Annotated in this window: 16 protein-coding genes; 15 read left to right on the forward strand and 1 reads right to left on the reverse strand. The window is 42.4% G+C overall.

The window, feature by feature from the left end; genetic code table 11:
* The coding region (rplM, locus tag J2Y37_RS03210; RefSeq protein WP_349031846.1) for a 50S ribosomal protein L13 at nucleotides 1–363 on the reverse strand (363 nt) is incomplete at its 3' end.
* Nucleotides 364–628: 265 nt separating this feature from the next.
* Between rplM and J2Y37_RS03215 the strand changes: the two genes are divergently transcribed.
* The 15 genes from J2Y37_RS03215 (at nucleotide 629) to bamB (ending at nucleotide 14,157) form a co-directional block, all read left to right on the forward strand.
* Nucleotides 629–1,264, forward strand: a complete 636-nt coding sequence (locus tag J2Y37_RS03215; RefSeq protein ID WP_349031847.1) for a hypothetical protein — start codon at nucleotides 629–631, stop codon at nucleotides 1,262–1,264.
* Nucleotides 1,265–1,350: 86 nt separating this feature from the next.
* On the forward strand, nucleotides 1,351–2,334 hold the full coding sequence (gene pdxA / locus J2Y37_RS03220; protein WP_349031848.1) for a 4-hydroxythreonine-4-phosphate dehydrogenase PdxA: 984 nt from the start codon (nucleotides 1,351–1,353) through the stop codon (nucleotides 2,332–2,334).
* 62 nt (nucleotides 2,335–2,396) lie between these two features.
* Nucleotides 2,397–3,209 carry a 16S rRNA (adenine(1518)-N(6)/adenine(1519)-N(6))-dimethyltransferase RsmA gene (gene rsmA, locus J2Y37_RS03225; protein ID WP_130162568.1) on the forward strand — a complete coding sequence of 271 codons (813 nt, stop codon included), beginning with the start codon at nucleotides 2,397–2,399 and terminating at the stop codon, nucleotides 3,207–3,209.
* Nucleotides 3,209–4,048 carry a symmetrical bis(5'-nucleosyl)-tetraphosphatase gene (locus J2Y37_RS03230; RefSeq protein WP_349031849.1) on the forward strand — a complete coding sequence of 280 codons (840 nt, stop codon included), beginning with the start codon at nucleotides 3,209–3,211 and terminating at the stop codon, nucleotides 4,046–4,048. Before rsmA ends, J2Y37_RS03230 begins: the two co-directional genes overlap by 1 nt.
* 123 nt (nucleotides 4,049–4,171) lie before the next feature.
* Entirely contained in the window at nucleotides 4,172–5,488 is a 1,317-nt protein-coding gene (locus J2Y37_RS03235; protein ID WP_349031850.1) for a glycosyltransferase family 1 protein, read from the forward strand.
* Between the two features lie 24 nt (nucleotides 5,489–5,512).
* Nucleotides 5,513–6,064, forward strand: a complete 552-nt coding sequence (locus J2Y37_RS03240) for a phosphatase PAP2 family protein (RefSeq protein ID WP_005195220.1) — start codon at nucleotides 5,513–5,515, stop codon at nucleotides 6,062–6,064.
* Between the two features lie 94 nt (nucleotides 6,065–6,158).
* On the forward strand, nucleotides 6,159–6,359 hold the full coding sequence (iscX, locus tag J2Y37_RS03245; protein ID WP_349031851.1) for a Fe-S cluster assembly protein IscX: 201 nt from the start codon (nucleotides 6,159–6,161) through the stop codon (nucleotides 6,357–6,359).
* A gap of 109 nt (nucleotides 6,360–6,468) precedes the next feature.
* Nucleotides 6,469–6,900 (forward strand): nucleoside-diphosphate kinase, encoded by a 432-nt coding sequence (gene ndk / locus J2Y37_RS03250; protein ID WP_121930680.1) that lies wholly within the window; start codon nucleotides 6,469–6,471, stop codon nucleotides 6,898–6,900.
* A 121-nt stretch (nucleotides 6,901–7,021) separates the two neighbouring features.
* Entirely contained in the window at nucleotides 7,022–8,257 is a 1,236-nt protein-coding gene (gene rlmN, locus J2Y37_RS03255) for a 23S rRNA (adenine(2503)-C(2))-methyltransferase RlmN (protein WP_004669609.1), read from the forward strand.
* A gap of 17 nt (nucleotides 8,258–8,274) precedes the next feature.
* The gene (gene pilW / locus J2Y37_RS03260; protein WP_349031852.1) at nucleotides 8,275–9,075 is read left to right on the forward strand and encodes a type IV pilus biogenesis/stability protein PilW; all 801 of its coding nucleotides are present in this window, start codon (nucleotides 8,275–8,277) and stop codon (nucleotides 9,073–9,075) included.
* Nucleotides 9,066–9,857 carry a RodZ domain-containing protein gene (locus tag J2Y37_RS03265; RefSeq protein WP_349031853.1) on the forward strand — a complete coding sequence of 264 codons (792 nt, stop codon included), beginning with the start codon at nucleotides 9,066–9,068 and terminating at the stop codon, nucleotides 9,855–9,857. Before pilW ends, J2Y37_RS03265 begins: the two co-directional genes overlap by 10 nt.
* A 19-nt stretch (nucleotides 9,858–9,876) precedes the next feature.
* Nucleotides 9,877–10,992 (forward strand): flavodoxin-dependent (E)-4-hydroxy-3-methylbut-2-enyl-diphosphate synthase, encoded by a 1,116-nt coding sequence (gene ispG / locus J2Y37_RS03270; protein ID WP_004669604.1) that lies wholly within the window; start codon nucleotides 9,877–9,879, stop codon nucleotides 10,990–10,992.
* Nucleotides 10,993–10,999: 7 nt separating this feature from the next.
* On the forward strand, nucleotides 11,000–12,292 hold the full coding sequence (hisS, locus tag J2Y37_RS03275) for a histidine--tRNA ligase (RefSeq protein ID WP_349031854.1): 1,293 nt from the start codon (nucleotides 11,000–11,002) through the stop codon (nucleotides 12,290–12,292).
* A 24-nt stretch (nucleotides 12,293–12,316) separates the two neighbouring features.
* Complete coding sequence (locus J2Y37_RS03280; protein ID WP_004669602.1) at nucleotides 12,317–13,015, forward strand: tetratricopeptide repeat protein; 699 nt, start codon at nucleotides 12,317–12,319, stop codon at nucleotides 13,013–13,015.
* Entirely contained in the window at nucleotides 13,015–14,157 is a 1,143-nt protein-coding gene (bamB, locus tag J2Y37_RS03285) for an outer membrane protein assembly factor BamB (protein WP_349031855.1), read from the forward strand. The genes J2Y37_RS03280 and bamB overlap by 1 nt, the downstream gene beginning before the upstream one ends.
* Nucleotides 14,158–14,207 lie beyond the last annotated feature (50 nt).

Raw genomic sequence — 14,207 nt, forward strand, 5'->3', positions numbered from 1 at the left:
TATTTTGATCATTGCATAACCAAGAGGACCTTTTGGTAACATACCTTTAACAGCTTTTTCTAAAACTGCTTCAGGTTTGTGAGCAATTAACTTCTCGAAGTTAGTCTCACGGATACCACCAGGGAAACCAGTATGGCGATAATATTTTTTATCAAGTGCTTTTTTACCAGTCACTTGAATTTGCTCAGCATTGATAATAACGATGTAATCACCAGTGTCAACGTGAGGAGTATAAGACGTTTTATGCTTACCGCGTAAACGACGAGCGATTTCAGTCGCAAGGCGACCTAAAGTTTTGCCAGAAGCATCAACAACATACCAGTCATGTTGAACTTCAGCAGGCTTAGCGCTGAGAGTTTTCATTAAACCACTACCTATTATAGTTGGTTTGGACGGTGGAATCTGTCCAAACAAAAGGAGACGGAATTTTACATGAATTTATAAACACGCACAACAATAATTCACTCAAGAGACTAGAATTTGCTGCAATGTGACTGATTTGGTCAACAACAGGACTTTAATTTTAAGCAATATTATTTGCCTTGTGACAAATGTGGCTTTGCCCTATGATTTTATATTAATTAATTGAAATAAATAGAAGTATTAACCTCTTCTTTTGGGGAATTTGATGGAGTTGTCGTCTTCTACAAAAATGATTGTAGTTACAATATTAATCTGCGTTTGTTCAGCACAGACAAATGCGCGACGGCTTTATAAATGGGTAGATCAGGGCAGTGTCACCAATTATTCAGAATTTCAGCCTAGAGAGGGAACCAGTCGCAAGCTTGAGGTTTTGGAAAGTCGTGGTAATGGCTATGTTGACCCTGCGATGGCAGTCACTGCCGAAATGAAAGCAATCGAGATTCCTGTGGATCAGACGCATCTTCAATCACCCTCTACAGGCGTGGTCGCACCACCAACTCAGTCTCAACAAACAACGCAAACCATAGTGAAGCAAGGGATGCCGACAACGGCTTATTTACCCCCAACTTCTGCGATCGCCGTTACGCCGTCACTAGATAAAAAAGAAGCGTCGCCTGTCCAGCACGTTCAGATCGTTGAAAAGAAAGAGATCACGCCCAATCCGCTGGTCGAGAAGCCAAGTAGCACGGTTCTTGTGACTGAGAAAAAGGTGGATTTAACTGAGGTTGTGCAAACAGAGAAAAAAACACCATCAAAAATTAACCCTTGGACCCGAACCCCACATTTTTCACCTTCGAATTTAGTGCCGCAAAATTTACCTAAAAATACCAGCAGCGAATAATGTGACCGAACTATAAAAGGAAACGCTATAGCTGATTTTAGATTTTGGTTACACTAAGTGTAAATCATGAATGATTGGCGGTAAGTATGCTCCCTTTATATGTTACTTCAGGTGAACCAGCAGGCATTGGGCCTGATATTTGTTTAGCTTTGGCAGAGCGAGTGGATGAGCGTCCAATTGTGGTTCTCGCGGATAGGGACATGTTGCAGCAGCGCGCTGATCAATTGAAAATCTCTGTTGAATTAATCTCATATCAAGGACAGCGCCAATCGAGTGAAACAGGACAACTCTTTGTTGAGCATGTGCCTTTAACTGAGCCAGTTGAATTGGGGCAATTAAATCCAGCACATGCTGCCTATGTATTGGAACAATTGCGCCGTTCCGCAGATTATGCAATGGCAGGCGCGAGTGTGGGCGTTGCGACAGCACCTGTGCAGAAGTCTATTATTAATGATGCAGGTATTGCCTTTAGTGGTCATACTGAATATTACCAAGAGTTTGCAGGTGTTGATCGTGTCGTGATGATGCTTGCGACCAAAACATTACGCGTTGCCTTAGCCACCACGCATTTACCCTTACGGAATGTCCCAGATGCAATTACCAAAGAACGCTTGCATCAAGTGATTGATATTCTGATTCATGATTTAAAAACAAAATTTAAAATTGCAGCGCCGCGAATTTTAGTGTGTGGATTAAACCCTCATGCGGGTGAGGATGGTTATTTGGGACGAGAGGAGATTGAAGTCATCAATCCTGTGCTGGAAAGCTATCGTATACAAGGCCTTGATATGAGTTTGAGTTTGCCCGCAGATACTTTATTCACCCCTGAAAACCTTAAAGATGCAGATGCTGTTTTGGCAATGTATCACGATCAAGGTTTACCTGTGTTAAAATCACAGGGCTTTGGTGAAGCGGTAAATATTACTTTAGGCTTGCCATTTATTCGAACCTCAGTCGATCATGGTACAGCTCTTTCTCTTGCAGGCACTGGGCAAGCAAAATCATCGAGTTTGCATGTAGCAGTCGATTTAGCCCTTGATTTAGCTCGAACCTCCCTTGCGAAGTTTTAGTCACTTCTTACCCTCTATATCAACGAGGGGAGAATTAAGTTTGAAATATTGAGTATAAATATATGTATCAAATTAATGCCCTAAACCCTAAAGATGAAGGGCATCAGGCTCGAAAACGTTTTGGTCAGAACTTTTTACATGATCAACGTGTAATTGCCAAAATTGTACGCTCTGTAAATCCGCGTACGGGCGAAAATATTGTCGAAATTGGTCCTGGTTTGGCTGCATTGACCTCGCCTCTCATCGGTGAATGTGATGCTCTGACTGTCGTGGAGCTAGATCGCGACTTGGCAGCAGGCTTACCTGCGCGTGTACCACACCCTGAGCGTTTGACGATAATTGAAGCGGATGCATTGAAATACGATTTCACTCAATTGTTTCAAGAGGGTCGTCCACTTCGTGTCGTAGGGAATTTGCCATATAACATCTCAACGCCTTTATTGTTCCATCTCTTGGAGTTTGGTAGCAAAGTCAAAGATATGCATTTTATGTTGCAAAAAGAGGTTGTGGATCGTATTACCGCTGTACCAAATACCAAGGAATATGGTCGTTTGTCAGTGATGATTCAGTATTTTTGCAAACCGACATTCTTATTTGAAGTGCCGCCGGGATCATTTAATCCACCGCCAAAAGTAACTTCTGCCGTATTCCGCTTAGAGCCGTATGAAACCAAGCCAATTGTGGCAAATAATGAAAAAGCTTTAGCGCGTCTGGTGGGGCATGTTTTTACGCAACGTCGTAAAACGTTGCGCAATAGCCTGAAAGGGATGTTAGCTGAAGATGGCTTTGAAAAAGCAGGTGTTGACCCGATGGCGCGTCCAGAAACGTTAAGCTTGGCTCAGTTCGTCGCGTTATCTGATCAAATGGTGTCTTAATGTCAAAGCGTTATAACTATGTCATTGGTGATGTGCAAGGTTGTTTCGAGGCACTTAAAGCATTATTGAAACAAATTCGCTTTGATCCCGATCAAGACTTTTTGTGGTTTGCTGGTGATTTAGTTGCGCGTGGTGAAAACTCGGTTGGCGCATTACGCTTTGTTAAAAAGCTCGCTGATCGGGGTGCTGCTGCAACTGTTTTAGGCAATCATGATTTGACCTTAATTGCTTGCGCACGCGGTTTTAAAAAAATCAAAGACAAAGATGGTACGCAAGATATCATTGATGCGATTGATGGTGATGAACTGATTGACTGGCTGCGTAAACAACCTTTGTGTTTATTGCCAAATCAACACACGATTTTGACGCATGCCGGTGTTCCTTTGTTGTGGGATGCTCAGCAAACTGAACGCTATGCGCGTGAAGTACAAGACGTTGTTGGTCATGATGATTTAAGTGTGCTGGATCATTTTTTGGCAGAAATGTTTGGTACACAACCGGATGTTTGGTCTGAGGACTTAACCAGTATGGCGCGTCTGCGCTGTATTACCAATTATTTAACCCGTATGCGTTTGACTGATGTAGATGGTCGTCTTGAGTTTAGTTTTAAAGATGGTTTAGACGCGCCGATGCCAGAAGGGTTTCAGCCTTGGTTTGATTTTGAAAGTCAGACTGCGCAAACACACCACATTCTTTTCGGGCATTGGGCGGCTTTACACGGCAAAACCGTAAGTCCAAAAATTCAGAGTGTTGACGGCGGTTGTGTTTGGGGGCAGCAATTGATTGCTTACCGTTTGGAGGATGAGCAACTTTTTGCAGTGGATAATCCATTGAACTAATAAAGTATTGAGTATTTTTACGCTCTGTCTCAGTTTGGGAGAGGGCTTTTTTATTTTAACACTGTCAAAAAACTGTCATCTATTGATCATTAAAGTGTCAAAAAATTTTTATAAGCTTAAAGCATGAAAATAACGACACAAATGGATGGCGATATGCAAAGTACATACGCGACATCTCTATTAAAGCAAGATCAGTTTCCCGAAAGTATAAAATTTTACTTTAAAAGGAAACAACTTAAAGATCAACAAAATGAATTATCTGAACTTCAAGATTTGGTTCGTCCTCGTTTAAGAATTGCAATCGTGACTGAAACATGGCCGCCAGAAATCAATGGTGTGGCTTTGTCGATGATGCAGTTATGCCAAGGTTTACAACGTCTAGGTCATAAGATTTTATTGGTTCGTCCGACACAGAAAGGCGTGTGTACAGAATTTCATCCTGATCAGGAATGTTTTGTTCTTGCACAACCCATCCCAAAGTACCCAAGCGTTCAATTTGGTTGGCCACAATATTTAAAGGTTTCAAAAGCATTTGAAAAATTTGCGCCAGATGTGGTGCATATAGTGACTGAGGGACCTTTAGGATTGACCGCTTTACAAGCCGCTAAATCTAAAAAAATCGCGGTATCAAGTGGATTTCATTCTGCATTTCATGACTTTAGTCGCTTCTTTGACTTGGCCTTTTTAGTAAAGCCGATTCAACGCTATTTAACATGGTTCCATAACAGTACCGATGTGACTTGTGTGCCAAGTCAATATACCGAGCAAGCCTTACGTGGCTTCGGTGTGACCTGTCCCTTGGTGGTGGTTGGGCGCGGTGTGGATACTGCAAAATTCTCACCAAAACATCGCTCAGCACAATTACGCCAACAATGGGGTGCTGATGCTGATACGCGGGTAATGTTGTATGTGGGGCGCCTATCGCCAGAAAAAGAAGTGGATGTGTTGATTAAAAGTTTCCATGCGTTACAGGCACAGCAAGGCACAAATTTTAAGTTTGTGATCGTCGGTGATGGCCCTGATCGCGCGCGCTTAAGCAAATTAACTACCTCGCAAGATGTGATTTTTATGGGCAGCCTCAGTGGTCGTGAATTGTCGGCTGCATATGCAAGCGCGGATGTTTTTGCCTTTGCAAGCCAAGCCGATACCTTTGGCAATGTCGTACTCGAAGCGATTGCCAGTGGTTTAGCTGTCGTGGCTTATGATTACGTTTGCGCACATCAGCATGTCAAACAGGACATTACGGGATGGTTGAGTCCACTAGGGAACACAGCCGATTTAATTCAATCCATTTGTCATTTACCTGCACTTCCGCAGTTGCGACAAATGGGCTTACTCGCCAGTGAAAGCGTACAACAATCGAGTTGGCAATTTCCTGTACAACAATTAGAACAAGCACTTTATCAGGTAGCGAAGGAGTCACCTATGCGCTCTACCTAAAGTATTCTCAAATAGGAGAAGATTATGAACTTTCAAAATGCAAAAATAAAAATGTTAGATCTTGATTTAAAAGGGTGTTTATACCTTAACCATCTCTCCCAGTCACAACGCATTGCCTTATTTTTTAAAACGATTAGTCGTTTGGGCGATGGTCCATTTTGGTATGTCATGTTGTTGTCTGTCTGGGCGATGCAAGGCTTGGCTTATGGTCTGCAAATTCTGTATTTGATTGCAGCGGGTTTGCTTGGTACCGCAATTTATAAATTTTTAAAACATAAAACGACGCGTCCGAGACCTTATCAAGTCCATCAGGTCATTGTCTTGGGTGAGCGACCATTGGATCATTTCAGCTTTCCATCGGGGCATACCTTACATGCGGTCATGTTGACGATTACATTGGGATATATTCAGCCGATTTTACTGATACTGATGCTGCCATTTACCCTGCTTGTTGCATTGTCTCGGATGGTTCTAGGGCTGCATTATCCAAGTGATGTGATTGTGGGAGCGATGATTGGTGCGTCGGTTGCCAGTGCTATCATTTTACTCGCGCCAAGCTTTAATATCCTTTTATAAGCGCTTGCGAACGAATTTAGCAACAGAATACTACCGCTTAAATCCGATGATTTGTTAAAGTAGCGCTAATCATATTATTTACTTAGGTTGCTATATGGGCTTACGTTGGACAGATACCATGGATATCGCGATTGAATTGGTCGAAGCACATCCAGAGGTGGATCCGCAATGGATCCGTTTTACCGATCTTCATGCGTGGGTATGTGCTTTGCCTGACTTTAGTGATGACCCATCGAAATCAACAGAAGGTTTGCTTGAGGCGATTCAGATGGCATGGCTGGATGAGGTTCGTTAGAAATTCATCCGAAATCGTTGAACTTTTACAGATTCAAGCTGATTATTCATGATGACATCGGTATAATGCGGCAAATTTTTTAATGTTTAGACCATAATAGGAGCCAATCATGGCGATTGAACGTACGTTATCTATCGTAAAACCAGATGCAGTTGCTAAAAACCACATCGGCGACATCTTTGCTCGTTTCGAAAAATCAGGTTTGAAAATTGTTGCAACTAAAATGAAACAGCTTTCTCAAACTGATGCTGAAGGTTTTTATGCTGAGCACAAAGAACGTGGTTTCTTTGGTGACTTGGTTGCTTTCATGACTTCTGGTCCAGTGGTTGTTTCAGTTCTTGAAGGTGAAAATGCTGTTCTTGCTCACCGTGAAATTTTAGGTGCAACAAATCCTAAAGAAGCAGCACCTGGTACAATCCGCGCTGATTTCGCTGTAAGCATCGATGAAAATGCTGCACACGGTTCTGATTCAGTTGCTTCTGCTGAGCGTGAAATCGCTTACTTCTTTGCTGATAACGAGATCTGCCCACGCACTCGTTAATCCAAAGTATTCAAGCCAGATAAGTGGTATACTACTTATCTGGTTTTTTATTTTTTATAGATTGTATTGTGCAAATAACGCACAGTGTTTTCTAGCGCTGATATTGTTTAGGTAAATTCACATGAGTTCTGCAGTCGTCGTTTCATCAGAAAATTCAGATGAAAAACAACAGTCATTCACTACGCCTGTCGTTCAAGCTGCCGACAATAAAGTAAATTTACTTGGCATGTCGCGAGTTGAACTCGAAAAATTCTTCGAAGACATGGGCGAAAAAAAGTTTCGTGCCGGTCAGATCATGAAGTGGATTCATCAATTTTTCGTGACTGATTTTGCTGAGATGACCAATATCTCAGGTAAATTGCGTGAAAAACTCGAAAAAATTTGTGAAATTAAAGCACCTGAGGTAGTTCATCGTAACTATTCAAAAGACGGGACACGTAAGTGGGTGTTCCGAGTAGGAGAGGGTGAAGGATCGCTCGTTGAAACAGTCTTGATTCCTGCGGAAGATAAAACAGGCTCTCGTAAGACCTTATGTATTTCTTCTCAAGTGGGCTGTGCATTAGATTGTTCATTTTGTTCGACAGGTAAACAAGGTTTCCAACGTGATTTAACCCCTGCGGAAATCATTGGTCAGCTTTGGATGGCCAATTATTCCTATATGGAAGAAGTGCCTGTGGCAGAACGGGAACGTACTGTGACCAATGTGGTGATGATGGGCATGGGTGAGCCATTATTAAATTATGATGCGGTCCTCAGCTCAATGCGCTTGATGTTGGATGATTTTGCTTATGGCATGTCTAAACGTCGTGTGACTTTATCAACTTCTGGTGTTGTTCCTAAAATTGATCAGTTAATACAAGATATTGATGTGGCATTGGCGATCTCATTGCATGCGCCGAATGATGAGTTGCGCAATGAACTGGTGCCAATTAATAAAAAATACCCATTAGAACAATTGATTGCTGCGTGTCAGCGATATTTGGCCAAAGATGGCAATGAAAGTGCACGTAAGCATGTGACTATTGAGTATGTCATGCTTGAAGGGGTCAATGATCATCCAGAGCATGCACAACAACTAGTGAAGTTGTTAAAAAATTTACCGAGTAAAATTAACTTAATTCCATTTAATCCATTTCCGCATGCGCCTTATGGACGTTCTAGTCGTAATCGCATCATTGCGTTCCAAAAAACTTTGTCTGATGCAGGATTTGTGTGTACGATTCGTCAGACACGTGGTGATGATATCGATGCAGCGTGTGGACAATTGGTGGGACAAGTTGCTGACCGTACTCGTCGCGCCGAACAGTGGAAAAAGAAAGTGGCGCAACGACAAGAAATTTTGCGCACACAAGGATAATACTTGGGGATAAAGCGTTGAATACAACTCGACTAAAAACGATTATAGCGACAACAGTTGTACTTGCTGTGTGGGGTTTAACAGCTTGCCAAACCACATCATCGACCAAAAACCCTGAAAAGGCCGTGCAGGTTCGTAGCCAGTTAGCAGCGGAATATATTCGTAACGGTGATCTCGATGCTGCTAAACGTTCACTTGACCAAGCCTTAAAAATCAATTCCCGTGATGCAAATGCCAATATGATGATGGGCATTTTACTGCAACAAGAGGGCAGTAAGCTCAATATGGAAAAAGCGGACGCTTATTTTAAGCGCGCAATTTCTGCTGAACCGAAAAATGCACAAGCTCGTAATAATTACGGTACATATTTGTATCAAATGCAGCGCTATAATGAAGCGATTGAGCAGTTCGCCCGTGCGGGTGCAACCTTAGGTTATGATCAACGCTCTCAGGCGTTGGAAAATTTAGGGCGGATCTATCTAATCACAGATGATGTTGCGAATGCTGAAAAATCATTCAAACAGGCACTACAAGCAAATCGAAATGCAACCATTTCAATGTTAGAGTTGTCGGAAATTTTCTATTTGCAACAAAACAATAGAGACGCGTCACAACTATATGAACAATATGTTCGTAATGTGGGACAAAAAAACCAAGGTGCACGTGCGCTTTGGCTGGGTATACGCATAGCTCGAGCGAATGCGGATCAATTGGGAATGCAAGTGTTAGTCAATCAATTGCGTGCTTTGTTTCCAGAAAGTCTAGAATATCAACGTTATTTGCAATTACAGTACAGTACTGAGGCCGTATGGAAATAAATCCAAATTCACATCAGCCAACTGGCTCAAACTCTCCTTCGTCAACTTTGGGAAATATTCAACGACCTGGTGAGTATTTGCGTCAAATTCGTATTGCACAAAAGAAAGAACTTGAAGAGATTGCGCGTGAAATGAATATGCCCGTCAAAACCTTGACGGCATTAGAAAAAGACGATTATACCTCGTTGCCTGAAGCAACCTTCATCAAAGGTTATTATCGCGCTTACGCAAAATACTTAAATGCAGATGCCAGTGCCATAATCCATCGTTTTGATGAAATCTATGTCAATGATACTGGGTTAAAAGCAAGCCATGCTTTGAATAACTCACCAATCAAAATCATGGGGAAGCTTTCAGGTTCAAACAGTGTTCGTAATCGTCAATGGTTAAAGCGTATTGCGATTCTGGTGATTGTCGGTTTGTTGGGTTGGTTAGCAGTTACTGCTGTGCAAAATTGGTCATCAAGCAGCAAAGATGATATCGATGTGCCAAAGATCACCAATTCAAATATTGAAATTCTTCCAATGGCAAATACAGTTGCAACATCAGGTGATCAGCTTGTATTGAATTTTAGCCGACCAACATCCGTGCATATTGTGGATTCAACCGCTAAAGTTTTGGCAACTGGTCGCCAAGCATCGACGCTTACGTTGACTGGCGAATCACCATTCCAAATCCGTTTGGATGATGCAACTGCTGTATCACTCAGCTTAAATCAAGAGCAGATTTCCTTGCGTCCTTATACCGTAAATGGTAAAGCTGAATTCCGTTTGTCTCGCTAATCAAAGGTAGAGCTATACGATGATCGTGAACCCAATTAAGCGCCGCCCAACACGTAAAATTCGTGTGGGATCGGTGTATGTCGGTGGTGATGCCCCGATTAGTGTTCAGAGTATGACCAATACTGAAACCTGTGATGTGGATGCGACTGTCGCGCAAATCGAGCGTTGTGCAGAAGCAGGTGCAGACATTATGCGTGTTTCTGTGCCTTCGATGGAAGCAGCAGAGGCGTTCGGTGCGATTCGTAAACGTGTTTCTGTGCCCTTAGTGGCAGATATTCACTTTGATCATCGTATTGCATTGGCTGTGGCTGATTATGGTGCTGATTGCTTACGGATTAATCCTGGTAATATTGGCTCTGATCAAAAAGTACGTGAAGTCGTCGCTGCTGCCAAACATCATGATATTTCAATTCGTATTGGGGTCAATGCGGGTTCACTAGAAAAAGATCTACAAGTGAAATATGGCGAACCAACAGGTCAAGCTTTGCTTGAATCTGCGATGCGTCATATTGATATCCTTGATCGTTTAAACTTTCATGAGTTTAAAATTAGTGTCAAAGCATCCAATGTGTTTTTAACCATGGATGCTTATCGTTTGTTGTCACAACAGATTGATAATCCATTGCATTTAGGTGTCACTGAAGCAGGAATTTATCGTACAGGTACAGTGAAATCAGCGATCGCACTTGGCGGATTACTGATGGAAGGTATTGGCGATACCATGCGAATTTCGCTGGCTGCTGAACCCGAAGATGAAATCAAAATTGGCTTTGATATTTTAAAATCTTTGGGTTTGCGCTCAAATGGAATTAACTTTATTGCTTGCCCGAGTTGTTCACGTCAAGAATTCAACGTGATTCAAGTGATGCAAGCATTAGAAGAACGTTTAGAAGATATTCGTACACCGATGGATTTATCTGTGATCGGATGTAAAGTGAATGGTCCTGGTGAAGCCAAAGAAGCCGATATTGGTATCGTTGGTGCGTCACCGCGTTCACTGGTCTATCGAAATGGTGAAAAAAGTCATTTAATTGACACCAATCAGTTGGTTGATGAAATAGAGACCATGGTTCGTCAGCGTGTTCAAGAGATTGAAGAAGCAAAATCTAAAGAAATTATTCGTACAAGTTTTTGAGTAGGTCATGAGTTCAATCGTCGCGATCAAAGGTTTTAATGACACCCTTCCAACGCAAACTGCGGCTTGGAGAAGTCTGGAACAACAACTTGCATCTTTAATGGATGCTTACGGCTATCAACAAATTCGTTTGCCTATCGTAGAGCAAACGGGTTTATTTAAACGTGCCATTGGTGATGCAACCGATATTGTTGAAAAAGAAATGTATACCTTTTTCGACAAAGGAACACCGCCAGAATCACTAACTTTGCGTCCTGAAGGCACAGCGGGCTGTGTACGCGCCATGTTGGAACATAACTTATTGCGTGGTGCAACACCACGTGTTTGGTATGTTGGCCCAATGTTCCGCTATGAAAAACCGCAAAAAGGCCGTTATCGTCAGTTCCATCAGTTCGGTGTGGAAACCTTTGGTGTGGCAACGCCTGATATCGATGCTGAACTCATTTTAATGACTGCACGTCTGTGGAAGCGCATGGGTGTCGCAGACAAAGTCCGTTTAGAGCTCAATACTTTGGGTGAAACAGACGAACGAGCAGAGTATCGCGCAGCTTTGGTTGAGTTTTTAAATCAGCATAAAGAAGCATTAGACGAAGATTCTCAACGCCGTCTCAGCACCAATCCATTGCGTATTTTGGACTCTAAGAGTGAATCAACGCAAAAGATTTTAGAAAACGCGCCTAAGTTGCATGATTTCTTAAAAGAAGATTCTATCAATCACTTTGAACAATTAAAGCAATACTTAACCGATGCTGGCATTGAATTTGTGATTAACCAAAAATTGGTGCGTGGCTTAGATTACTACAACAAGACAGTTTTCGAGTGGACGACAACGATGTTGGGGTCACAAGGGACAGTCTGTGCGGGTGGTCGTTACGATGGTTTGGTTGGGCAGTTAAAAGGTAAAGCGGATCAATCTGTACCTGCTGTCGGTTTCGCGATGGGAATGGAGCGTTTGTTGCTGTTGCTTGAGCAAGTAGAACAAGAGAAGGTTGTACGCGACTGTGAAGTGTTCTTATTGGCTGAGCCTGCTTATCAAGCCAAAGCATTGTTATTGGCTGAGCAAATTCGTGATCAACTCGAAGCTGCAAATAGTCCAATTCGCCTTAAAACAGGTTCTCAAGGCAGTATGAAAAGCCAAATGAAAAAGGCGGATCAGTCGGGTGCGATCTATGCGGTGATATTGGGTGAGCGCGAGTGGGAATCACAGCAGCTTTTGGTAAAAGAGCTTGCAACTGCAGAGCAGTCACAAGTTGCCATAGCAGAGCTGACTTCATTTTTTATCGAGAAATTTAAACAATAAAATATTTAGGAAAAGGACAATCACATGAGTTTAAGTGATGATGAACAATTCGACCAATTTAAGTCGTTTGCCAAAAAATATGGTTCTGCAATCATTAGCGGAATTCTCATTGCCTTGATTGCCTTTTTCGGATGGGAATATTGGCAAAAGAAAACGCTTGCTGAAGCGCAGAGTCAAACGGCGAAAGTGCAAAAGTTGATGGACGAAGCCAATGTCTTGGCAGGTCAGCCTAATGCTTTTGCGACGATATCTGAATCAGCAGATAAAATTGTGAAAGAAGATGCAAATTCGGTACATGCAATCCAGACACAATTCCTGTTAGCTAAGTTAGCTTATGATAAAGATGACTATGCTGCTGCGGAAAAAGCATTAAAGAAAGTCGAAAACTCAGCAGTCAAAGATGCTGGTTTAGTACAAATTGTTAAACTACGTTTAGCCGATGCACAACTCGCTCAGAAAAAGTATGACGAAGCCTTAAAAACACTGGCCAATGTGACTGAGCCTACGTTTAAAGCGACAGTAGACGAACTTCGCGGTGATATTTTTGTTGCGAAGAAAGATACTGAATCAGCACGTAAAGCCTATCAAAGTGCATGGGATAGTTTGATCGAACGCAAAAAAGAGCGTCAGCTTTTACAAATTAAACTCGAAAGTGTTGGCGTTTTAGTAGATGATCCTGAAATTGAGCGCCCGATCTTAGATACCAATGTGGATGAGTCTTAATGCAGAATAAACTAAAACTACCATTGGCAATCGCCATTGCCTCAGCTTTATTCGTTGGATGTTCGAGTAATAAAGTTAAGCCAGTGAAACCAAACCCATTGCCAAAAATCACGCAAGAACAGAGTTTAAACCTTGTTTTTTCACAAAGTGTTTCCTCTACCAATGCAGCTGAGTCAATACGTTTGCAGTTGGATACGGACAATGGCGTGATTTTTACGCCTGATCCTGATGGGCAAGTTTCAGCTTATAAGGGCAAAGAGCGTCTTTGGAAAAGTAAGATAACCAAACAAGAGCTAACTGCTGGCGTTGAAGCCGGTGAAGGGATTGTTGTCGTTGGTAATCGTAAAGGGCAATTGTTCGCTTTAGACCAAGCTACAGGTGAGCAGAAGTGGGTAACACAGTTGTCTGGTGCGATTTTATCTCCATCCTCGATACAGTTGGGGCGGGTGATTACACTGGCAAATGATGGGACTGTATTTGCACATGATGCGGTTTCAGGACAACAGGTTTGGGCATATAAGCTGCCAAATATTCAGTTTAGCTTGCGAGGCCAAGCTGCTCCTGTACCTTTGGATGAACGCACGGTACTGATTGCTTCAGCAAATGCGTATATCTACGCAATCGATGTGATTAGCGGTATACCGCAGTTTCAGCGTCGCGTTGCCATTAGCGAAGGTCGTTCCGATATTCAACGTTTGATTGATATCAATGGTGATCCAGTGGTTGCGGGTCAATATTTAGTGACCACGAGCTTTCAAGGCCAAGTGACTGTTACTGATTTAGCGACACAACGTGTGGTGTGGAGCGAAGACGCGAGCAGTACCAATCGTCCAGAAGTATCTGAAGATAAAGTCTTCGTTTCAACTGTTGATGGTAAGTTGAATGCCTATGATCTCGGTACAGGTGAGTTGGTGTGGCAGAATGAAAGCTTATTGAATCGTAAGTTGAGTAATCCTGTGATGTTGGGACAGAATCTTGTAGTTGGTGATTTGGATGGTGTTTTACATCTGATTGAGCCTGCAACTGGTCGCTTGGTTGGACGCGCTAAAACACGTGGAGATGTCCGCACATTACGTGTCCTCGACAACCAACTTTACGTCGCTACTCAAAAAGGTGCATTAAGCATTTGGCAGAATCGTTAATTTTATCCAAGCTTGTGGTAAAATTAAAAAATAGGGCATGGCAAAATACC

The sequence above is a fragment of the Acinetobacter sp. 3657 genome, assembly GCF_031456775.1.
GTDB lineage: Bacteria > Pseudomonadota > Gammaproteobacteria > Pseudomonadales > Moraxellaceae > Acinetobacter.

Excerpts from the sequence above, each read along its gene's own strand:
- J2Y37_RS03215 (WP_349031847.1), top strand. The coding sequence starts at position 629 with ATGGAGTTGTCGTCTTCTACAAAAATGATTGTAGTTACAATATTAATC.
- pdxA (WP_349031848.1), top strand. The coding sequence starts at position 1,351 with ATGCTCCCTTTATATGTTACTTCAGGTGAACCAGCAGGCATTGGGCCT.
- rsmA (WP_130162568.1), top strand. The coding sequence starts at position 2,397 with ATGTATCAAATTAATGCCCTAAACCCTAAAGATGAAGGGCATCAGGCT.
- J2Y37_RS03230 (WP_349031849.1), top strand. The coding sequence starts at position 3,209 with ATGTCAAAGCGTTATAACTATGTCATTGGTGATGTGCAAGGTTGTTTC.
- J2Y37_RS03235 (WP_349031850.1), top strand. The coding sequence starts at position 4,172 with ATGAAAATAACGACACAAATGGATGGCGATATGCAAAGTACATACGCG.
- J2Y37_RS03240 (WP_005195220.1), top strand. The coding sequence starts at position 5,513 with ATGAACTTTCAAAATGCAAAAATAAAAATGTTAGATCTTGATTTAAAA.
- iscX (WP_349031851.1), top strand. The coding sequence starts at position 6,159 with ATGGGCTTACGTTGGACAGATACCATGGATATCGCGATTGAATTGGTC.
- ndk (WP_121930680.1), top strand. The coding sequence starts at position 6,469 with ATGGCGATTGAACGTACGTTATCTATCGTAAAACCAGATGCAGTTGCT.
- rlmN (WP_004669609.1), top strand. The coding sequence starts at position 7,022 with ATGAGTTCTGCAGTCGTCGTTTCATCAGAAAATTCAGATGAAAAACAA.
- J2Y37_RS03265 (WP_349031853.1), top strand. The coding sequence starts at position 9,066 with ATGGAAATAAATCCAAATTCACATCAGCCAACTGGCTCAAACTCTCCT.
- ispG (WP_004669604.1), top strand. The coding sequence starts at position 9,877 with ATGATCGTGAACCCAATTAAGCGCCGCCCAACACGTAAAATTCGTGTG.
- hisS (WP_349031854.1), top strand. The coding sequence starts at position 11,000 with ATGAGTTCAATCGTCGCGATCAAAGGTTTTAATGACACCCTTCCAACG.
- J2Y37_RS03280 (WP_004669602.1), top strand. The coding sequence starts at position 12,317 with ATGAGTTTAAGTGATGATGAACAATTCGACCAATTTAAGTCGTTTGCC.
- bamB (WP_349031855.1), top strand. The coding sequence starts at position 13,015 with ATGCAGAATAAACTAAAACTACCATTGGCAATCGCCATTGCCTCAGCT.